Consider the following 20,761-nt stretch of genomic DNA (forward strand, 5'->3'; position numbering starts at 1 on the left):
CGGTGTCAAGCCGTGCGCGGCAGTTCGATGCGAAAGCGAGCACCGGGACCGCCGGGCTGCAGGGTGATGCGGCCCCCGTGGGCTGCAATGTACTCCTGCACGATGGAAAGTCCGATGCCGGTGCCTTTCACCGTGTGCTCCGGCTGGCGTTCGCCGCGGAAGAAGGGCTCGAAGATCCGGTCGCGGTCGCCCTCGGCGATGCCCGGGCCGGCGTCGTTCACGTCGATGTGCACCGCCTCCGGCGTGCCCGACACCGCCAGCGTGATCACACCGCCGGGCAGCGAGAAGCGGATCGCGTTGGACAGCAGGTTGGCGATGGCCGTGCCGAGCTTGGTGCGGTCCACCGTGATGGCGATCGGCTCGCCCTCGGCGCGCACGCGCAGCCCGTGCGACTGCCATTGCAGCCGCTGCGCCTCGATCTGTTCCTCGATCAGCGGCAGCAGCTCGGTGCGCTCGCGGCGCAGTTCGCGCGCCTCGAAGGCGGCGGCGTTGAAGCGCAGCAGCGCCTCGATCTGCCCCTGCAGCGCCACCGTGTTCTGCTGCAGGATCTGCGCGACCTCGAGCTGCGCCGGGTTCAGCGGCCCGGTCACGCCGTCTTCCAGCAGCGACACGCCTTCTCGCAGCGCCGCCAGCGGCGTCTTCAGCTCGTGCGACACGTGCCGCAGGAAGCGCGCCTTGTCGGCGTCGAGCTCGGTCAGGCGCAGCCGCAGCCATTCGAGCTGCTGCGACACGCGCCGTATGTCGGCCGGGCCGCGGATGTCGATGGGTTCGTCGAGCCGGTTCTGGCCGAGGCCGACGATGGCGTGCTCCAGCCGCTTGAAAGGCCGCGCCAGCCAGATGCCGAAAGCCAGCGCCAGCGACACCGCCAGCACGCTGGCGGCCACCACCTCGCGCATCAGCCGGCGGCGGGCGTTCTCGATGCGCTGGGCCAGCGCGTCGTTCTGCGTTTCGATCAGGAACTGCGCCTGCTGCGCGATGTTGGTGTTGAGCGCGTCGAGCTCGCGGAACTGCATCGCCATCGTGCTTTCGCGGGCGAGGGCGCTGTCGGCGCTGCCGCTCATCAGGCCCTCGATCACGCCGAGCTGGGTGCGCCACATCTCGATGCCGGCGGGCGGCAGGCCGTTCTTCTCGAGCCGCTCGAGCACCTGGTGCGCCTCGCGCGCCGCGTCGTCGAAGCGCCGGCGCAGCACCGCGTCGTTCAGCACCAGCGACTGGCGCCCGGCGCGCTCCATGGCCGCGCTGCGCTCCGCCAGCGACTGCGACGCGCCCGACAGGCGCAGCGCGCGGGCGGCGGCGTCGCGGCTTTGCGTCATCAGCGCGTCGTACTGCAGCACCGAACGCAGCGCCACGCCGACCAGCAGCGCGGTGATCAGCAGGAACGCGAACAGCAGCAGCTGCTGGAACGAACCCCGGATGGATGGCCGCTTCGCCATCAGTGGGCGAGCGCCGTGTGGGCTGGGGACATGGGCGACTCGCTCGTCAGCACCTCGCCGCGCAGCGTGTAGGCCAGCGAGCGGGTGATGCGCAGGTCGGTCATCTGGCCGACCAGGCGTGCGTCGCCCTCGAAGTTGACGACGCGGTTGCAGGCGGTGCGGCCCATGAGTTCGTTCGCGTCCTTGCGCGACGCGCCTTCCACCAGCACGCGCTGCGTGGTGCCGACCAGCGCCTGGCCGAAGCGCTTGACGTTGGCGTCGATGACCGACTGCAGCGTGTGCAGGCGCGCGAGCTTCACCTCGTGCGGCGTGTCGTCGTGCAGCGCGGCGGCCGGCGTGCCGGGGCGCGGGCTGAAGATGAAGCTGAAGCTGGCATCGAACTGGCAGTCGTCGATCAGCTTCATCATCTTGTTGAAATCGTCGTCGGTCTCGCCGGGGAAGCCGACGATGAAGTCGCTGCTCAGGGCAAGTTCGGGCCGGATGGCGCGCAGCTTGCGTATCGTGCTCTTGTATTCCATGGCGGTGTAGCCGCGCTTCATGGCCATCAGGATGCGGTCGCTGCCGTGCTGCACCGGCAGGTGCAGGTGGCTCACGAGCTGCGGCACCTTGGCGTAGGCCTCGATCAGGCGGGGCGTGAACTCGTTGGGGTGGCTGGTGGTGTAGCGGATGCGCTCGATGCCGGGGATCTCGGCGACGTATTCGATCAGCAGCGCGAAGTCGGCGATCTCGGCGGTGTCGCCCATCCTGCCGCGGTAGGCATTCACGTTCTGGCCCAGCAGTGTGATCTCGCGCACGCCCTGGTCGGCCAGGCCGGCGATCTCGACGAGCACGTCGTCGAGCGGGCGGTTCACTTCCTCGCCGCGGGTGTAGGGCACCACGCAGTAGCTGCAGTACTTGGAGCAGCCTTCCATGATCGACACGAAGGCGGTGGCGCCTTCCACGCGCGCGGGCGGCAGGTGGTCGAACTTCTCGATCTCGGGGAAGCTGATGTCCACCTGCGGGCGGTCCAGGCGCTCGCGGTCGTTCAGCATCTCGGGCAGGCGGTGCAGCGTCTGCGGGCCGAACACGATGTCGACATACGGCGCGCGCGCGATGATGGCCTGGCCCTCCTGGCTGGCCACGCAGCCGCCCACGCCGATCTTCACGCCCTTGGCCTTCAGGTGCTTCACGCGGCCGAGGTCGGAGAACACCTTCTCCTGGGCCTTCTCGCGCACCGAGCAGGTGTTGAACAGGATGAGGTCGGCCTCGTCCACGTTCTGCGTGGGCTCGTAGCCCTGCGCGGCGTTGAGCACGTCGGCCATCTTGTCCGAGTCGTACTCGTTCATCTGGCAGCCGAAGGTCTTGATGAATACTTTTTTCATGGGAAATCTCTCGTGGCCCTGCGCGCTTCTTGCGCAGGGCGGGGGCGGGGGCGGTGCGGGCGCGCGAAGAAGAAAGAAAGCGTCGCGCCGCCCGGGCTCATTGCGTGTTGACGGTGTCGTTCGAGGTGAACGGCCAGATGTTCAAGAACGGCTTGTTCAGGGATTCGCGGCTGGCCGAGGCTTCGTCGGGCGTGAGGATCCAGACCTCGCGCAGCAGCCCGGCGGCGTCGCGCGTGTAGTTGACCAGGTACTTCTGGCCAATGATGGCGCCGGGCATGACCAGCATGTTCTGCGCGCTGCGGATGCGTGCGCCGGCGCCCAGGCGGTCGGGCCTGCCGTCGAGTTCGACATCGGGCGCATTGGTGACCATGAACTTGCCGCGCAGCGTGCCGATGGGGAAGTTGCGGCCGCCGACCAGCGATTCGTTCTGCGTCTGCGGCCGGGGGACTTCGTCCTGGGCGCTGGCCGCGAGCGGGAAAACGCCGGCAGCGCCTGCGACGAGTGCGCAGAGCGCTATGAAAGTGAGAGCATTCGTGGGGTTCTTGCAGCGGTTCATGGGGTTTATCCAGAGGCTGTGGACCGGGGATTTTAACGAGGGGGTGTTCGTCCGACCGGTCGACGGCAGGTGGGTGTTCGGGCTTCGGGTTGACTTGCTTTACATTTCTTTACGGTGCCCGTGACCACCGCGGCACGACCGCTGATCCAATAGTCGCTGTCAGCCCAAAGTGCACAAGAACCCCATGAAAAAAAATGTCGCTGTCGCCCTTGCGGGCGTGTTGATCGTAGCCGTCGCGGGCGGCTGGTGGAGCATGTCCGCAGACAAGCCGGCCGCGAAGAGCGCCAAGGCCCCGGGTGCCGGCGGCGCGCCCGGCGGCAGCGGCGGGAATGGTGCACCGGCGCTCGTGACGCTGGCCACCGCGCAGAAGCAGGACGTGCCGGTGACGGTGCAGGTCAACGGCAGCGTGGTCTCGCTCAACAGCGTCGACCTGCGCCCGCAGGTAACGAACACGGTGAGCGCGGTGCACGTGAAGGAAGGCCAGTTCGTCAAGGCGGGACAACTGCTCTTCACGCTCGACGACCGCAACGACCAGGCCAACCTGGCGCGCGCCAGGGCCCAGCAGCAGAAGGACGAGGCCACGCTGGCCGACCTCGAACGCCAGTACAGGCGCAGCCAGGACCTGGTGGCGCAGAACTTCATCGCCAAGAGCGCCGCCGACGCCACGCTGTCGCAGCTCGAGGCGCAGCGCGCCGCCGTGGCCGCCGACCGCGCCGCCGTGCAGTCGGCCCAGGTGGCGCTGGGCTACGCCACCTTGCGCGCGCCCATTGCCGGGCGCATCGGCGCCGTCAACATCTATCCGGGCACGCTGGTGCAGCCGACGCTGTCGCTGGTCACGGTCACGCAGCTCGACCCGATCGCGGTGAGCTTCCCGGTGCCCGAAGGCAACCTGCAGGACCTGTTGGAGGCCGCGCGCTCGCGCTCGAAGGTCGAGGCGGTCGTCACCGGCCGCAAGGAGCCGCTGGCCGGCACGCTCGATTTCGTCGACAACACGGTCGATCCGCTGATCGGCACGGTGCGCGCCAAGGCGGTGTTCGCCAACGCCGACCAGGGCCTGTGGCCCGGGCAGTTCGTCGGCACGCGCATCACGGTGCGCACGCTCAACGGCGTCACGGTGGTGCCCGCCGCGGCGCTGATGATGCTGGCCGACGGCACGTCGCTCTACGTGGTCGATGAAGCCAAGACCGCCACGCGCCGCAAGGTGAAGACACTGCACACCTTCGGCACGAAGGTGGCCGTCAGCGGCGTGGAGCCCGGCGAGCAGGTGGTGATCGAGGGCAGCCAGAACGTGCGCCCCGGCGGCAAGGTCCGCGTCGACGTGAAGCCGCCGGCCGCTGCGCCTGGGGCTCCCGAGTCTCCGGCCAAGGGCACCACGGGCGTCACGCCCGGCAGCGCCGCGTCTTCGGACGGGACCGACGTCAAGCCGCCGAAGCAGGAACGGGCATGAGCCGCCGGGCCGCTCCCAAGGCGAATACCGCAGCGCGAAGCGCGGAGGTTGCCAAATGAACATCTCCGAGCTCTGCATCCGTCGTCCCGCGATGACGGTGCTGCTGTCCGCCGCCGTGGTGGTCATCGGCATCTTCGCGTACTTCAGCATCCCCGTTGCCGCGCTGCCCAGCTACAACACGCCGGTCATCAACGTCAATGCGCAACTGCCGGGCGCGAGTCCGGACACCATGGCGTCGTCGGTCGCGCTGCCGCTGGAAAAGCAGTTCTCGACCATCCCGGGCCTGCAGACCATCAGCTCGGTGAACACGCAGGGCGTGACCTCGCTCACGCTCGAGTTCGTCAGCAGCCGCGACATCGATGCCGCCGCCGTCGACGTGCAGGCCGCACTGCTGCGGGCGCAGCGCCAGTTGCCGCAGGAACTGACGCAGCTGCCCTCGTACCGCAAGGTCAACCCGGCGGACGCGCCGGTGCTGTTCATCGCGCTGATCTCGCCGTCGATGAACCCGTCGGAGCTCAACGACTACGCCGAGAACCTGATCTCGCCCACGCTCTCGACCATCGACGGCGTGGCGCAGGTGGGCGTGTACGGGCGCAAGGCCTTTGCCGTGCGCATCAAGGCCAATGCCGACCTGCTCAACGCGCGCGGCATCACGCTCGACGAGCTGGCCAAGGCGGTGAACTCCGCCAACGCCAACACGCCGGTCGGCACCCTCGACGGCCCGCGCCAGACGCTCACCATCCAGGCCAACCGCCAGCTCATGAAGGCGGCCGACTTCGCCAAGCTCATCGTCGGCCAGCGCAACGGCTCGCCGGTGCGGCTCGACGAAGTGGCGACCATCGAAGACAGCTTCGAGTCGGTCAAGACCGCCAGCAGCTTCAACGGGCAAGACTCGATTTCGCTCGCCGTGCAGCGCCAGCCCAATGCCAACACGGTGCAGGTGGTGGACGCGGTGCGCGCGCTCATTCCGCGCTTCAAGGCCGAGCTGCCGCAGTCGGTCGAGATCCAGATGGTGAACGACCGCTCGCTGTCGATCCGCGAAGCCGTGCACGACGTGCAGCTCACGCTGCTGGGCACCATCGCGCTGGTGGTGCTGGTGATCTTCCTGTTCCTGCACCGGCTGGTGGCCACGCTGATTCCGGCCGCGACCATTCCCATCTCGCTGATCGGCGCGGTGGCGCTGCTCTACGCCTTCGGCTACAGCCTGGACAACATCTCGCTGCTGGGCATCACGCTGGCCGTGGGCCTGGTGGTGGACGACGCCATCGTGGTGCTCGAGAACATCATGCGCTACGTCGAAAAGGGCATGGACCCGTTCGCCGCGGCGCTGCGCGGCGCGCGCGAGGTGGGCTTCACCATCGTGTCGATCTCGATCTCGCTGGTGGCCGTGTTCATCCCGATCTTCTTCATGCCCGGCGTCATCGGCCTGCTGTTCCACGAGTTCGCGGTGGTGGTGGCGCTGGCGGTGCTGGTGTCCGCCGTGGTGTCGCTCACGCTGGTGCCGATGCTTGCGAGCCGGCTCCTCAAGCAGGTGCCGCGCAAGGAAGGCGCGATCGACCACGAGGAAGAGCACCCCGAGCCCGGCACCGCCATCGGCCGTGCCTTCGAGCGCGGCTACCGCTCGGTGCACGGCAGCTACATGCGCTCGCTCGACTGGACGCTGGGCCACCGCAAGCTGATGCTGCTGATGGCGGGGCTGACCTTCGTCGTCACCGGCTGGCTGTTCGCGACCATCCCCAAGGGCTTCTTCCCGGAAGAGGACATCGGCCAGATCCAGATCACGACCGAGGCGGCCGAGGACATTTCGTTCACCGCCATGAAGGCGCTGCAGGACCGCGTGGCCGAGGCGCTGCAGGCCGACCCGAGCGTCGACTACGTCAGCTCCTTCGTCGGCGTGGGCGGCCCCACGGCCACGCAGAACTCGGGCCGCCTGTTCGCCGTGCTCAAGGCGCGCGGCGAGCGTCCGGCCATGGGCAAGGTGCTCGAGTCGCTGCGCCAGCGCTTCCGCGAGATCCCGGGCATCGCCGTCTACATGCAGCCGGTGCAGAACCTGCGCCTGGGCGGCCGGCAGAGCAAGGCGCGCTTCCAGTACACGCTGCAGAGCGTGAACGCGGGCGAGATGGTGCCCTGGGCCACCAGGCTCATGGAGCGCATGCGCGCCGACCCGGCCTTCCGCGACGTCACCAGCGACTCGCAGAACCGAGGCCTGCAGGCCACGCTCGACATCGACCGCGACAAGGCCGGCGTGCTGGGCGTGGCGGTGGGCGACCTGCGCACCGCCCTCTACAACGCGTACGGCGACCGCCAGATCGGCAGCATCTACGGCGCCAGCAACACCTACCAGGTGATTCTTTCGGCCGCCGACAGCGACCGCCAGTTCGAGGAAGACGTGGCGCGCCTGTCGGTGCGCAGCACCACCGGCAAGCTGGTGCCGCTGTCGGCCTTCTCGACCGTGAAGCGCACCGTGGGGCCGACCTCGGTCAACCACCAGGGGCAGCTGCAGGCGGTGACGGTGTCGTTCAACCTCGGCCCCGACGTTCCGCTGGGCAACGCGACCGCCAAGATCGACCAGTTCAAGGACGAGCTGAAGATGCCGCAGTCGATCATCACCACCTACGGCGGCGACGCGGCGGTGTTCCAGAGCTCGCAGTCGAGCCAGGCGGTGCTGCTGGTGTTGGCGGTGCTGGTCATCTACGTGCTGCTGGGCGTGCTGTACGAGAGCTACATCCACCCGATCACCATCCTGGCGGGGCTGCCCTCGGCGGCGGTGGGCGCGCTGATTTCGCTGAAGATCTTCGGCTTCGACCTGACGCTGATCGCCACCATCGGCATCCTGCTGCTGATCGGCATCGTGAAGAAGAACGCCATCATGCTGATCGACTTCGCGCTCGACGCGCAGCGCACCGAAGGCCTGAGCCCGGTGGAGGCGATCCGCGAAGCCTGCCGGCTGCGCTTTCGCCCGATCCTGATGACCACGCTGGCCGCGCTGATGGGCGCGCTGCCGCTCGCGCTGGGCCTGGGCGCCGGCGCCGAACTGCGCCAGCCGCTGGGCGTGGCGGTGGTGGGCGGGCTGATCTTCTCGCAGGTGATCACGCTGTACATCACGCCGGCCATCTACCTGGCGCTGGACCGCTACAGCGGCACCGGGCCGATGGTCGATCTGCCGGGCGAGGCCAAGGCCGAAGCCGGCGGCGCGCCAGGCCATTCGGCGGCCTCGCACGCCTGAGGCGCGCGCCCGCTCAGGTCGTGGTTTCGTCGAGCGTGTCGCCCACCGCGAGGTGGGTGGTGTCGCTCCAGCCCACGAGGCTGAAGCCTTCCGGCGTCCACAGCATGCGGTTGATGGCGGCGTTGCCCAGCTGCCAGGTGCGCGGCGCCTGCAGCCCCTGGCGGGTGGCGGCGCGGTAGAGCACGTCCATCACGCCGCCGTGCGCCACCAGCACGACCAGTTCGCCCGGATGGCGCGCCGCCAGCTCGGCGGCCACGCCGGTCACGCGGTCGCGGAACGTCAGCAGGCTCTCGCCCCCCTCGGGCTCGAATTCGGGGTCGCGCTCGCGCCAGCGCTTGGCCTGCGCGGGCAGCGTGGCCTCGATCTCGGCAAAGCTCAGGCCTTCCATGTTCCCGAAGGCCCGCTCGCGCAGGCGCGGCTCGGGCTGCACGGCCAGGCCGTGGGGCTCGGCGATGGCCTGGGCGGTCTGCCAGGCGCGCGACAGGTCGCTGGCGTAGACGACGCCGATGGGCTCGTCGGCCAGCGCCGCACCTGCACGCTGCGCCTGCCAGAGCCCTGTGGCGTTGAGCCCGATGTCGATGTGGCCCTGGATGCGGGTGTCGACGTTCCAGGCGGTTTCGCCGTGGCGAACGGCGATCAGACGGGTGGCTTCTTCCATCCGCGGGATTCTAGAAGGCGCTACTTTCGAGCCGTCGGCAGTTCGATGTTCACCCGGCGCTCCCCCTGCGGCGGGTTCGGGAAGCCCTGTAGCGCGGCCTGGAACATCACGGGCAGCACGGCCGCGCTCGAGCTGTAGGGGCCGTCGTTGCGCGCGCGGGTCTCGTAGACCACGCGGTTGGAGCCGGCCTCGCGCAGCACGATGCTGACTTCGCGCTCGTACCAGGGGTTCGACGGCTGGGCGAACACCGGCCCGCCGTACCAGCCGCCGCCGTACCAGCGGCGCCCGTAGTAGCCGTAGCCGCCACCCCAGCCGTAGCCCCAGGGGCCGTCGTAGAGCCAGGGGTCGGCCCAGGGCGAGAGGCCGGCCGTCACGCGGGCGCCGATCTGCGCGTTGTACTGGGGATGGGTGTCGTCGCGGCGCAGGCCGACCTTGTCGAGCGCGGCGGCTGCCATGGCTTCGAGCGAATCCTGCCGGGCGCCATCGGCCTGCTGCGAGGGCAGGCGGTCGAAGCGGTAGGTGGCGCCGGGTGGCACCGGGCCGAGGGATGAGAAGCTCTTCACATCGCTGTCGACCACCCAGGAGGTGGCGCAGCCGGTCAGGCTTGCTATGAGAAGAAGAGCTGAAAGCGCACGTTTCATGAGGGTCTCCGGGCAAGGCTGCCCAAAATTCCCCTGGGTTGCCCGAATCAGCCCTGGACGATGCGCAGTGCTGAGGGTGCCTGGGAGAGCAAGTCGAAGGAAGGCGTGTCGAAGGCCTTGTCGCCGTCGTCATCCGCCACGCCGGTCGCCTTGAGACCCTTGAAATCGTGCCGTGTTCCGTCGAGCAGGTGCGAAGGCACCACGTTCTGCAGTGCGGTGAACATGTTCTCGACGCGGCCGGGGTACTTCTTGTCCCACTCGCGCAGCATTTCGCCGACCTGCTTGCGCTGCAGGTTTTCCTGGCTGCCGCACAGCGTGCAAGGAATGATCGGGAACTCGCGGTGCTGGGCCCAGCGCACGGTGTCTTTCTCGGCCACGTAGGCCAGCGGGCGGATCACGACGTGCTTGCCGTCGTCGCTCACCAGCTTGGGCGGCATGCTCTTGAGCTTGCCGGCGAAGAACATGTTGAGGAAGAAGGTCTGCAGCATGTCGTCGCGGTGGTGGCCCAGCGCGACCTTGGTGGCGCCCAGCTCGTCGGCCACGCGGTACAGGATGCCGCGGCGCAGCCGGCTGCACAGGCCGCAGGTGGTCTTGCCCTCGGGAATGACGCGCTTGACGATGCTGTAGGTGTCCTGGTTCTCGATGTGGAAGTCCACGCCCAGCTCGCTCAGGTACCTGGGCAGCACTTCTTCGGGAAAGCCGGGCTGCTTCTGGTCGAGGTTGACCGCCACGATGTCGAAGTGAATGGGCGCGCGCGCCTTCAGCTTGAGCAGGATGTCGAGCAGCGCGTAGCTGTCCTTTCCGCCCGAGACGCACACCATGACCTTGTCGCCCTCCTCGATCATGTTGTAGTCGACGATGGCCTGCCCGACCTGGCGGCACAGGCGCTTTTCGAGCTTGTGCGTCTCGCGTTCGATCTTGAGGGAATTGGCAGTGGCGTCGGCGGCGGCGGGCGCCTCGTCGATCCAGACGGCGTTCATGGGCAGGCTACTTCGGGGAGTCGGGGGAGGGGGTGATTGTCCCAGATCCCCATGCCACGCGCTACGCGGCGGGAAAAGCCGTGGTTCTTCCCGCTACCACTGGCCGGCTTCCATGCGGATCGCGACTTCGCAGTCGTCGAAGATTTCGAGCTTGGCGATCTTCACGCGCACGCCCACCACGCCGGGCAGCTGCAGCAGCCGCTGCACCAGCTTGCCGATCAGGCTTTCGAGCAGGTTGACGTGCTCGGCGGTGCACTCGTCGATGATGATGCGGCGCACCTTGCGGTAGTCGAGCACGTGGAAGATGTCGTCGTCCTGCGGCAGCAGCGGCTGCGGGCCGAGGCTGAGTTCGGCATCGACCAGGATCGGCTGCGGTGCCGTCTTCTCGTGGTCGAGGATGCCCAGGTTGGCGTCGAAGCGCAGGCCCTGGAGGGTGAGTGTCTGGCGGCCCTGCGTGGGCGCGGCCGCGGGCTGGGAAGATGCGGTGGACATGGTGGTGGTGCTCACATGAGCGAGAAATCGCGCTCGAATTTCATCAGGTGCTGGCCGCCGTCCACCAGCAGGGTGGTGCCGGTGATGGAGCTGTTTTCCAGTGCGAACTTCACCGTGGCGCTCACGTCGGCCGGGGTGGAGGAGCGGCCCAGCGGCGACAGCTTGTGCAGCTGCGCGAACTTGTCGTCGTCGAGCATGTGGCTCGCCAGCGTGAGGCCGGGCGCCACGCCCACCACGCGCACGCGCGGCGCCAGCGCCAGCGCCAGCATCGGCGTGGCGGCTTCCAGCGCGGCCTTCGAGAGCGTGTAGCTCAGGAAGTCGGGGTTCGGGTTCCAGAGTTTCTGGTCGAGCATGTGGACCACCGCGCCTTGCGCATCGCGCGCGCTCACGTGTTCGTTCAGCGTCTGCGCCAGCAGGATGGCCGCGCCGGTGTTGCTGCGCGCATGGCGCTCCATGAGCGCGTAGCTGAAGGTGGCGGCCTCGTCGTGCTCGAACAGCGCGGCGCTGTGCACCACCGCGTCGACGCTGCGAAAGCGCGCGACCACGCGGGGCAGCAGGGCGCGCGTGGCGGCCTCGTCCTCGAGGTCGGCGGCGAAGAGGGCCGAGTCGCCCGAAAGCGCTGCGCAGTCGGCCACCGTCTGCTCGGCTTCGGCGCGCGAGTTGCGGTAGTGCACCGCCACCTGCCAGCCGCCGGCGGCGAGCGCCAGTGCGATGTCGCGGCCCAGCCTGCGGCCGGCACCCGTGACGAGAACGGTTCGGCGGGCGGGGGAGGAGGATGCGGTGCTCATGCGGAGGGGAAATGGGAGGAGAGAGACAATGGCGCCGTGACGACAAAGACAACCCCCAGCAGTTTACCCACCGCCCTCGATCACCTCATCGCGCGTTCCGTCGAACGCGCGGGCGGCTGGATCGGGTTCGACCGCTTCATGGCGCTGGCCCTGTACGCACCCGGCCTCGGCTACTACGCCAACAGCTCCGCCAAGTTCGGCCACATGCCTTCTTCTGGCAGCGACTTCGTGACCGCGCCCGAACTCACGCCGATGTTCGGCCAGACGCTGGCCGCGCAGGTGGCCGAGGCGCTGGAGAAGACCGGCACCTCCACGGTCTGGGAATTCGGCGCGGGCTCCGGCGCGCTGGCCGTGCAACTGCTGCATGCACTCGACGAAATGGGGCGCACCGACGTGCGCTACCGCATCGTCGACCTGTCCGGCACCCTGCGCGAGCGGCAGCAGCAGGCGCTGGTGCGCTATGCGGACCGCGTCGAGTGGCTCAATGAACTGCCCGAGTCGATGGAGGGCGTGGTCGTCGGCAACGAAGTGCTCGACGCGATGCCGGTGCAACTGCTGGCACGCGTGGGGGGCCAGTGGTTCGAGCGCGGCGTGGTGCGCAACGCGCAGGACGACGGCTGGGCCTGGGCGGACCGCCCGACCGAGCTGCGGCCGCCGGGCGACGTGCCCGGCGAGCACGACTACCTCACCGAGATCCATCCCCAGGCCAGGGCCTTCATCGCGACGCTGGCGGACCGTCTGAAGAGAGGCGCGGCCTTCCTCATCGACTACGGCTTCCCCGAGGCCGAGTACTACCACCCGCAACGCCACATGGGCACGGTGATGTGTCACCGCGCGCACCAGGCCGATGGTGATCCGCTGTCCGACGTGGGCTACAAGGACATCACCGCGCATGTGGACTTCACGGGGATTGCGCTTGCCGGGCAGGATGCGGGGCTTGAGGTGCTGGGCTATGCGAGCCAGGCGCGGTTTCTGTTGAACTGCGGGTTGCTGGGGAGGATGGAACTTGGTAGCACTGCCGAGCGGGCTATGGCTGCGCGGCTGATCCATGAGCATGAGATGGGGGAGTTGTTCAAGGTTGTCGGGTTTGCCGTGGGGGAGGCTTGGGAGGCGATGGGGTTTGTTGAGGGGGATCGAAGCCATACGCTTTGAGAGTTGCTTGCTTCCCGGGGCCGGGTCTCGCCCCGGCGGGCGACTCACTTTCTTTTGCTTCGCCAAAAGAAAGTAAGCAAAGAAAAGGCGACCCCGCTGTCTGCGTCCCTTCGCTTCGCTACGGGCAACCTGCGGTGCTCGCGTTTCGCGGGGTCTCGCAGAACTCGCTTCGCTCAAACAGCTGCGAGCCCTGATCCGCGAAACGCTCCGCTCCTCGGCGCAGCCAGAGGGGAGGGGAAACTGGCCGGGCCTTTGCTTCGCTCGGCCCGCGCCGAGCGCAGCGATGGCGCGTTTGGTTTCCCAATCCCTTCTGGCTGCGCCGAGGAGCGCAGACGTAGGCGGGATCAGGGCCGCAGCTGTTTGAGCGAAGCGAGTTCTGCGGCCCCCGCCGGAGTCGAGCACCGCAGGTTGCCCGTAGCGAAGCGAAGGGACGCAGACAGCAGGGTCGCCTTTCTTTTGCCTACGTTTCTTTGGCGAAGCAAAGAAAAGTAGGTCGGCCGCCGGGCCGAGACCCGGCCCCGGAAAACAACCAAACCCTCAACCTCAAAATTCCAAAGTCATAAGCTATCAACGAAGAGTTCGTTTGGGAATACCACCCCGCCCCCTACATTGGCAGACATGACTGCCGTCCTGTCCAGCCGCGTGCCAGAAGCCGCCGCCCAGCACTTCAAAGTGCGCCCCTTCGACGCCCCCGTAGGCGCCGAAATCGTCGGCCTCGACATCTCGAAGCCGATCAACGCCGAAGACTTCGCGCGCATCCACCGCGCGCACCTGGATCACCATGTGGTCGTGTTCCGCAACCAGCAGATCACCCCGCAGCGGCACATCGATTTCAGCCGCCGCTTCGGCCCGCTCGAAATCCACGTGCTCCATCAGTTCCAGCTGAAGAACCACCCGGAGATCCTGATCGTCTCCAACATCAAGGAGAACGGCGAGCCCATCGGCCTGGGCGACGCGGGGGTCTACTGGCATTCGGACATCTCGTACAAGCCCAAGCCCAGCCTCGGTTCGCTGCTGCATGCGCAGGAGCTGCCCAGCGAGGGCGGCGACACGCTGTTCGCCGACCAGCATCTGGCCTGGGAAGCGCTGAGCCCCGAGCTGCAGCGGCGCATCCTGCCGCTCAAGGCCGAGCACAGCTACCTCGCCAAGTACGAAGAGCTGCGCGCAAAGAACCCGTGGCGGCCCAAGCTCTCGCAAGAACAGATCGATCAGGTCGCGCCCGCCGTGCAGCCCGTGGTGCGCACGCACCCGGAAACCGGCCGCAAGGCGCTGTTCGTCAGCGAGCATTTCACGACGCGCATCGTCGGCCTGCCGCAGGACGAAAGCGACGCACTGCTGGCCGAGCTGTTTGCGCACAGCGTGAAGCCCGAGTTCGTGTACCGCCACCAGTGGGCTCCGCACGACCTCGTGTTCTGGGACAACCGCTCGCTGATGCACCTCGCAGCCGGCACGCCGGACCACCTGCGCCGCCGCCTCAACCGCACCACCATTGTCGGCGACACGCCTTTCTGATTCTTCCGGGACCACAGTCAATGAACCGCTTCACCCGCAAAGCCGCCGCGCTCGCCGCCGGCCTCAGTCTCCTGGCCGGCAGCCTGGCCGCGCATGCCGAGGGCCAGATCCGCATCGCCGAGCAGTTCGGCATCGTTTACCTGCTGCTCAACGTGGCGCAGGATCAGAAGCTCATCGAGAAGCACGCCAAGGCGGCCGGTGTGGACGCCAAGGTCGAATGGGTCAAGCTCTCGGGCGGCTCGGCGGTGAACGACGCGCTGCTGTCCGGCAACATCGAGATCGCCGGCGCCGGCGTGGGGCCGCTGCTCACGCTGTGGGACCGCACCAAGGGCAAGCAGAACGTGAAGGGCGTGGCCTCGCTGGGCAACTTCCCGTACTACCTGGTGACCAACAATCCGAACGTGAAGTCGATCGCCGACTTCACCGACAAGGACCGCATCGCGCTGCCCGCGGTGGGCGTGTCGGTGCAGTCGCGCGTGCTGCAGTTCGCGTCTGCCAAGCTGTGGGGCGACAAGGAATTCAACCGGCTCGACAAGATCAGCGTGGCGGTGCCGCACCCCGACGCGGCGGCGGCCATCATCAAGGGCGGCACCGAGATCACGGGCCACTTCGGCAATCCGCCGTTCCAGGAACAGGAGCTGGCGGGCAATCCGAATGCGCGCATCGTGCTCAACTCGTACCAGGTGCTGGGCGGTCCTTCGTCGGCCACGGTGCTCTATGCGACCGAGAAATTCCGCAGCGAGAACCCGAAGACCTACAAGGCTTTCGTCGACGCGCTCGACGAGGCCGCGAAGTTCGTCACCGCCAATCCGGAGAAGGCGGCGGACATCTACCTGAAGGTGAGCAACGCCAAGCTCGACCGCGAGCTGCTGCTGAAGATCATCAAGAACCCCGAGGTGCAGTTCAAGACCACGCCGCAGAACACCTATCCGCTGGCGGAGTTCATGCACCGGGTGGGCGCGATCAGGAACAAGCCGGCCTCGGTGAAGGATTACTTCTTCGACGATGCGCAAAACGTTTCGGGGAACTGATGGGCACGGCGAAGGCGCGTTCGGGGTTTGACTCCTTCCCCCTCTGGGGGAAGGCAGGGATGGGGGTGGGCAGGGCGGTGGCGAAGCAGGCGCTGTCTGCCCCCACCCCAGCGCTCCCCCGGGAGGGGAGGGAGCAAGACCGGGAGCAGGAAGACTTCGCTCCCTTGCTCCAGGTCGACAACGTCAGCCTCGAATACCGCACCCCCGAGCGCGTGGTGCGCGCCACGCACCGCGTGAGCTTCGACGTCCATGCCGCCGACCGCTTCGTGCTGCTCGGCCCATCGGGCTGCGGCAAGTCCACGCTGCTGAAGGCCGTGGCCGGCTTCATTGCACCGGTCGAAGGCGAGATCCGCCTCGAAGACCAGCGCGTGACGCAGCCCGGCCCTGACCGCATCGTCGTGTTCCAGGAGTTCGACCAGCTGCCGCCGTGGAAGACGGTCAAGCAGAACGTGATGTTCCCGCTGCTCGCCTCGCGCACGCTCGGCAAGAAGGAAGCGGCCGAGCGCGCTTTGCACTACCTCGACAAGGTGGGCCTGTCGAAGTTCGCCGACGTGCATCCGCACCAGCTGTCGGGCGGCATGAAGCAGCGCGTGGCGATTGCGCGTGCGCTGGCGATGCAGCCGCGCGTGCTGTTGATGGACGAGCCCTTCGCCGCGCTCGACGCGCTCACGCGCCGCAGGATGCAGCAGGAGCTGCTCGAACTGTGGGACGAGGTGCGCTTCACGCTGCTGTTCGTCACCCATTCGATCGAGGAGGCGCTGGTGGTGGGCAACCGCATCGCGCTGCTGTCGCCCCATCCGGGGCGCATGCGCGCGGAGATCAACAGCCACGGCTTCTCGCTCGACAGCCTGGGCAGCGCCGAATTCCAGGGCACGGCGCAGCGCATCCACGACATGCTTTTCGAGGAAGAGCAGCAAGCGGTGGCCGCGCCATGATCCCGGTCTTTCTCCCTCCCCTTCCGGGGGAGGGCAGGGGTGGGGGCAAGCAGCGTATCCATCGCGCGCCCCGCCTGCCCCCATCCCGACCTTCCCCCGAAGGAGGAAGGAGCAATACATGAGCACTCTCACGCCTCCCATCCGCCCCGAGTACGAGCGCACGCTCGAGCCCTTCACCGAACTGCCGGTCGAACGCACGCTGCCGCTGGGCACGCGCATCTGGTCGCAGGCCTGGCTGCGCAAGGGGCTGATCCTCGTCGCCATCGCCGTGCTTTGGGAGCTGGCCGCCCGCTGGCAGGACAACGACCTGCTGCTGCCCACCTTCACCGCCACGGCGCGCGCGCTGTTCGAGGGGCTGGCCAGCGGCGAGCTGATCGAGAAGGTGCGCATCTCGCTCGCGGTGCTGCTGCAGGGCTACCTGGCCGGCGTGCTGCTGGCCTTTGCGCTCACCACGCTGGCCGTGTCGACGCAGGTCGGCCGCGACCTGCTGGACACGCTCACGTCCATGTTCAACCCGCTGCCCGCCATCGCGCTGCTGCCGCTGGCGCTGCTGTGGTTCGGGCTGGGCCGGGGCAGCCTGGTGTTCGTGCTGATCCATTCGGTGCTGTGGCCGCTGGCGCTCAATACCTATGCGGGCTTCCAGGGCGTGCCCGAAACCCTGCGCATGGCCGGGCGCAACTACGGGCTGAAGGGCCTTCGCTACGTGCTGCAGATCCTGGTGCCGGCCGCGCTGCCGTCGATCCTGTCGGGGCTGAAGATCGGCTGGGCATTCGCCTGGCGCACGCTGATCGCGGCCGAGCTGGTGTTCGGCGCCTCGTCGGGCAAGGGCGGCCTGGGCTGGTACATCTTCCAGAACCGCAACGAGCTCTATACCGACCGCGTGTTCGCGGGCCTGGCGATGGTGGTGCTCATCGGGCTGCTGGTGGAGAGCCTCGGCTTCAAGACGCTGGAGCGGCTGACGGTGCGCCGCTGGGGCCAGCAGCGCTAGCAGTCGGTGGATTCAGGCGCCGGCCCCCGGCGTGCCAAAGCGGCCCCGGCTCGGGTCTAATCGCAGGTTTTGGCACGCGTTTCCTCCTCTCCCATGAGTTCTTCCTCTTCCGACCTCTCGCCGATCGCCGAAGCGCTGGCCGATGCCGCCGCCGCCCAGTCGATGCATTACTTCCGCACCCCGCTGGACATCATCACCAAGGCCGACGAAAGCCCCGTCACGCTGGCCGACCGCGCCGCCGAGACGGCGATGCGCCAGATCCTCGGTGCCCGCGTGCCGGCCGACGGCATCTACGGCGAGGAACACGGCCCCGAGCGGCTCGAGGCCGAACGCGTCTGGGTGCTCGACCCGATCGACGGCACCCGCAGCTTCATCACCGGCTCGCCGCTGTGGGGCACGCTGATCGGCGTGCTGCAGGGCGGGCGCGTGGTGTTCGGCATGGTCGACATGCCGGTGCTCAAGGAACGCTGGATCGGCCGCAACGACGGCAGCGGCAAGGGCGCCACGCGCGACGGCCAGCCGGTGCGCGCGAGCAACTGCACCGAAGTGGCCAAGGCCCGCATCGTCACCACATCGCCCGACATCTTCGCGCCCGCCGACTGGGCGGCCTTCGACAGGCTCAGCCGCCAGTGCGCGATGCGCCGCTTCGGCGGCGACTGCTACGGCTACGCCCAGCTGGCGGGCGGCACCATCGACCTGGTGGTCGAGACCGGCCTGCAGCCCTACGACTACCTCGGCCCGGCCGGGCTGATCGAGGCGGCGGGCGGCGTCATCACCGACTGGCAGGGCCAGCCGCTGGGCCTGAAGTCCGACGGAAGGGTCATTGCCGCCGCAACGCCCGAACTTCACCGACAAGCGATGGCCCTGCTCTCGGCCTAGACTGTCCGGCATGTTCCGCTGGCTGATCGTCGTCGTCCTTGCCCTGGTGCTCATGAGCGGCCTGACCGCCTGGCTGCGCCGCTTCGGGTTCGGGCGGCTGCCCGGCGATTTCGAGTTTCGCGCCTTCGGCCGCGAGTGGCAGCTGCCGATAGCGAGCACCGTGGTGCTCAGCATGATCGCGGCGCTGGTCGCGCGCCTGCTGTAGCGGCGCCCCTGACCTGAGAGAGAGAAGACCCCCGCAATGAGAGCCTGCGTAGACATCGGTGGCACCAAGGTGGCCGTGAGCCTTTCCCCTTCGAGCGACAAGCCGCTGGTCGGCCGCCGCAGCGAGCCGACCGCCAAGACCGGCGACAACGACGCGGTGGCGGTGCAGATCATCCGCATGATCGAAGAGGTGTGCGCGGAGCAGGGCGTCGACCCGGCCACGGTCGACCGGGTGGGCGTGTCGTCCACCGGTCCGTTCGAGCTGCGCGACGGCCTGGTCGAGCTGGCCACTCCCAACATCTGCGGCGGCATCGCCGGCCCCTCGCGCGGGCTGCCGAATTCCTGGATGACCGCCATCATCGAAGCCCCGCTGGTCAAGCGCTTCGGCAGCGTGCGCGTCGAGAACGACGCCGTCGCTGCGCTGGAGGCCGAGCGCCACTGGGGCGCGCTGAAGGGCCTGGACAACTGCGCCTACGCCACCTGGAGCACCGGCGTGGGCGTGGGCCTGTGCGTGGACGGCCGGGCGCTGCGCGGCAAGAACGGCAACGCCGGCCACGCGGGCCACAGCTTCGTGGTCGACGACGCCAGCGGCGCGCTGTGCGGCTGCGGCAACCACGGCGACGTCGAGGCGCTGGTGAGCGGCAGCTCGATCGAGCACCGCTTCGGCCAGTCGGCGGCCGAACTTTTCAGCGCAGCCGCGGCGGGGGAGCCCAAGGCCGTCGAAACGGCCGAGGCGCTGTGCCGCATCGTCGGGCGCATGCTCTACAACATGGTCATCACGCTCGACCTGCAGCGCATCAGCCTGGGCGGCAGCGTGTTCTCGCACAACAGCGACTTCGTGCTGCCGCGCCTGCAGGCGCAGATCGACGGCAGGCTGCTGCCGCTCACGCGCGGCGTGCTGCTGGTGCCCGCCGGCCTCGGCGACAAGGTCGGCGACTACGCGGCCCTGGCGCTGCTCGACTGAGACTGAGCCGGGGAAGAAGGCGTCTTGCGCCGCTCGGCCGTGGCCGGCGGCGCCACGCCGCAGCCCTCGGCCACGATGGCACCCAGCCGGCGCAGCCCGGCATCGACCGCGTCCGAATACGGCCAGCCGCAGTTGATGCGCAGGTAGTGGTCGAAGCGCGGCGAGTTCGAGAACTGCGCGCCCGGCGCCACCAGCATGTGCTCGCGCAGCGCCGCATCGAACACCGAGACCGACGACAGCCGCTGCGGCAGTTCCACCCACAGCTGCAGCCCGCCGCGCGGCAGGTTCAGCCGCGTGCCCTGCGGAAAATACCGGGCGATGGCGTCCGCCGTCTGGTCGCGCTGCACGTGCAGCCGCTCGCGCAGCCGGCGCAGGTGGCGGTCGTAGGCGCCGCCCGCGATGAACTCGCCCGCCGCTATCTGCGCCAGCGCCTCGTTGTTGCGGGTCTGCGCGTACTTGAGCATTTCCACCTGCGCATGCCAGCGCCCGGCGGTGATCCAGCCCAGCCGCAGTCCGGGTGCCAGCACCTTGTGCAGCGAGGCGCAATAGATCACGTTGCCGGTGCGGTCCCATGATTTCAGCGCGCGCAGCGGCGTGTCGCTCTCGACCAGGTCGCTGTAGGTGTCGTCCTCGACCAGCGCGATGCCGTGGCTCTCGCACAGGTGCACCAGCCGCTGCTTGTGGGCGTCGGGCATCACGCTGCCGATGGGGTTCTGCAGGTGCGGCACCACCACCACGGCCTTGATGTCGTCGTAGGTCTGGATGGCCAGCTCCAGCGCCTCGATGGAGATGCCGGTCTGCGGGCTGGTCGGGATCTCGAGCGCGCGCATGCCCAGGCTCTCCAGCACCTGCAGCAGGCCGTAGAAGGTGGGCGACTCCACGGCCACCGTGTCGCCCGGTTTGGCGATGGCGCGCAGCGCGAGGTTCAGCGCCTCGATGCAGCCGTTGGTGACCAGCACCTCGTCGGGCGCCACCGTCATGCCGATGCGCAGGTTGCGCTGCGCCACGGCTTCGCGGAACTGCAGGTGGCCCTTCTGCGACGAGGCGGTGGTCAGCAGCTCGGGCCGTTGGCGCAGCGCGCGCGTCATCGAATTGCGCAGCGCTTCGGCCGGGTACAGCTCGGGGGCCGCGCGGGCGATGGCGAAGTTGAGCTTCACGCCCGTGTGCCGCCCGCGCGCCATGAAGTTGGCCATGCGCTCGCGCATGCTGACGAACCGCGCGGGGTCTGGCGGCACGTCGGCCACCGGCTCTTCCATGGGCGCGATGGCCATGCGCTGCGGCCGCCGCACGAAGTAGCCCGAACGGTCGCGCGCCTCGACCCAGCCGTCGCTTTCCATCGCGCGGCAGACCTGCAGCGCGGTCGACAGGCTGATGTCGTGCAGCCGCATGAGGCTGCGCAGCGACGGCAGCTTGTCGCCCTGCTTGAGCGAGCCGGTGTGGATCGCGTCCACGTAGTGGGCGGCAAGCTGGCGGTAGAGCGGTAGCGAGTCCATGGGGCAGATGTTCCACCGATC

19 protein-coding genes are annotated in these 20,761 nt (G+C 68.4%); 10 read left to right on the plus strand and 9 right to left on the minus strand.

The window, feature by feature from the left end; translation table 11 throughout:
• Nucleotides 1–5: 5 nt before the first annotated feature.
• The 3 genes from QRN67_RS19985 to QRN67_RS19995 all read right to left on the minus strand — a co-directional run bounded on the left by QRN67_RS19985 (nt 6) and on the right by QRN67_RS19995 (nt 3,350).
• On the minus strand, nt 6–1,433 hold the full coding sequence (locus QRN67_RS19985) for a sensor histidine kinase (protein ID WP_081271437.1): 1,428 nt from the start codon (nt 1,431–1,433) through the stop codon (nt 6–8).
• A complete protein-coding gene (gene miaB / locus QRN67_RS19990; protein ID WP_285413239.1) occupies nt 1,433–2,794 on the minus strand; it encodes a tRNA (N6-isopentenyl adenosine(37)-C2)-methylthiotransferase MiaB in 1,362 nt (453 codons plus the stop codon). The genes QRN67_RS19985 and miaB overlap by 1 nt, the downstream gene beginning before the upstream one ends.
• Nucleotides 2,795–2,891: 97 nt before the next feature.
• Nucleotides 2,892–3,350: a hypothetical protein gene (locus QRN67_RS19995; protein WP_081271435.1), complete on the minus strand. Its 459-nt coding sequence runs from the start codon at nt 3,348–3,350 to the stop codon at nt 2,892–2,894.
• Between the two features lie 253 nt (nt 3,351–3,603).
• Between QRN67_RS19995 and QRN67_RS20000 the strand changes: the two genes are divergently transcribed.
• Nucleotides 3,604–4,797 (plus strand): efflux RND transporter periplasmic adaptor subunit, encoded by a 1,194-nt coding sequence (locus tag QRN67_RS20000; protein ID WP_285413308.1) that lies wholly within the window; start codon nt 3,604–3,606, stop codon nt 4,795–4,797.
• 55 nt (nt 4,798–4,852) lie between these two features.
• Nucleotides 4,853–8,023 carry an efflux RND transporter permease subunit gene (locus tag QRN67_RS20005; protein ID WP_285413240.1) on the plus strand — a complete coding sequence of 1,057 codons (3,171 nt, stop codon included), beginning with the start codon at nt 4,853–4,855 and terminating at the stop codon, nt 8,021–8,023.
• 13 nt (nt 8,024–8,036) lie between these two features.
• Here the strand turns inward: QRN67_RS20005 and QRN67_RS20010 are convergent, their stop codons facing one another.
• The 5 genes from QRN67_RS20010 to QRN67_RS20030 form a co-directional block, all read right to left on the minus strand.
• Nucleotides 8,037–8,681: a histidine phosphatase family protein gene (locus tag QRN67_RS20010; protein WP_106935671.1), complete on the minus strand. Its 645-nt coding sequence runs from the start codon at nt 8,679–8,681 to the stop codon at nt 8,037–8,039.
• Between the two features lie 20 nt (nt 8,682–8,701).
• The gene (locus QRN67_RS20015; RefSeq protein WP_285413241.1) at nt 8,702–9,322 is read right to left on the minus strand and encodes a DUF4136 domain-containing protein; all 621 of its coding nucleotides are present in this window, start codon (nt 9,320–9,322) and stop codon (nt 8,702–8,704) included.
• A 47-nt stretch (nt 9,323–9,369) separates the two neighbouring features.
• Nucleotides 9,370–10,302: a tRNA 2-thiocytidine(32) synthetase TtcA gene (gene ttcA / locus QRN67_RS20020; RefSeq protein WP_081271430.1), complete on the minus strand. Its 933-nt coding sequence runs from the start codon at nt 10,300–10,302 to the stop codon at nt 9,370–9,372.
• Between the two features lie 93 nt (nt 10,303–10,395).
• Nucleotides 10,396–10,794, minus strand: coding sequence for a dihydroneopterin aldolase (locus QRN67_RS20025; RefSeq protein ID WP_285413242.1), 399 nt, complete (start codon nt 10,792–10,794; stop codon nt 10,396–10,398).
• 11 nt (nt 10,795–10,805) lie between these two features.
• Nucleotides 10,806–11,582, minus strand: a complete 777-nt coding sequence (locus QRN67_RS20030) for an SDR family oxidoreductase (RefSeq protein ID WP_285413243.1) — start codon at nt 11,580–11,582, stop codon at nt 10,806–10,808.
• A 36-nt stretch (nt 11,583–11,618) separates the two neighbouring features.
• On the opposite strand from QRN67_RS20030, the gene QRN67_RS20035 reads away from it, so the two are divergent.
• The 8 genes from QRN67_RS20035 (at nt 11,619) to QRN67_RS20070 (ending at nt 19,247) form a co-directional block, all read left to right on the plus strand.
• Nucleotides 11,619–12,734: a class I SAM-dependent methyltransferase gene (locus QRN67_RS20035; RefSeq protein ID WP_285413244.1), complete on the plus strand. Its 1,116-nt coding sequence runs from the start codon at nt 11,619–11,621 to the stop codon at nt 12,732–12,734.
• 618 nt (nt 12,735–13,352) lie between these two features.
• On the plus strand, nt 13,353–14,246 hold the full coding sequence (locus QRN67_RS20040) for a TauD/TfdA dioxygenase family protein (RefSeq protein WP_285413246.1): 894 nt from the start codon (nt 13,353–13,355) through the stop codon (nt 14,244–14,246).
• A 20-nt stretch (nt 14,247–14,266) separates the two neighbouring features.
• Nucleotides 14,267–15,277, plus strand: coding sequence for an ABC transporter substrate-binding protein (locus tag QRN67_RS20045; protein ID WP_285413247.1), 1,011 nt, complete (start codon nt 14,267–14,269; stop codon nt 15,275–15,277).
• Nucleotides 15,278–15,336: 59 nt separating this feature from the next.
• Nucleotides 15,337–16,212 carry an ABC transporter ATP-binding protein gene (locus QRN67_RS20050; protein WP_285413248.1) on the plus strand — a complete coding sequence of 292 codons (876 nt, stop codon included), beginning with the start codon at nt 15,337–15,339 and terminating at the stop codon, nt 16,210–16,212.
• A 118-nt stretch (nt 16,213–16,330) separates the two neighbouring features.
• Nucleotides 16,331–17,200: an ABC transporter permease gene (locus QRN67_RS20055; RefSeq protein ID WP_081265660.1), complete on the plus strand. Its 870-nt coding sequence runs from the start codon at nt 16,331–16,333 to the stop codon at nt 17,198–17,200.
• A gap of 93 nt (nt 17,201–17,293) precedes the next feature.
• Nucleotides 17,294–18,079 (plus strand): histidinol-phosphatase, encoded by a 786-nt coding sequence (gene hisN, locus QRN67_RS20060; RefSeq protein WP_081265661.1) that lies wholly within the window; start codon nt 17,294–17,296, stop codon nt 18,077–18,079.
• A 10-nt stretch (nt 18,080–18,089) separates the two neighbouring features.
• Nucleotides 18,090–18,284 carry a DUF2905 domain-containing protein gene (locus QRN67_RS20065; RefSeq protein ID WP_056509065.1) on the plus strand — a complete coding sequence of 65 codons (195 nt, stop codon included), beginning with the start codon at nt 18,090–18,092 and terminating at the stop codon, nt 18,282–18,284.
• Between the two features lie 36 nt (nt 18,285–18,320).
• On the plus strand, nt 18,321–19,247 hold the full coding sequence (locus tag QRN67_RS20070; RefSeq protein WP_285413249.1) for an ROK family protein: 927 nt from the start codon (nt 18,321–18,323) through the stop codon (nt 19,245–19,247).
• Here QRN67_RS20070 and QRN67_RS20075 read toward each other — a convergent pair.
• Nucleotides 19,220–20,740, minus strand: coding sequence for an aminotransferase-like domain-containing protein (locus tag QRN67_RS20075; protein ID WP_285413251.1), 1,521 nt, complete (start codon nt 20,738–20,740; stop codon nt 19,220–19,222). The genes QRN67_RS20070 and QRN67_RS20075 overlap by 28 nt on opposite strands.
• Between the last annotated feature and the right edge of the window lie 21 nt (nt 20,741–20,761).

This window comes from Variovorax sp. efr-133-TYG-130, assembly GCF_030208835.1.
In the GTDB taxonomy this organism is placed as follows: domain Bacteria; phylum Pseudomonadota; class Gammaproteobacteria; order Burkholderiales; family Burkholderiaceae_C; genus Variovorax.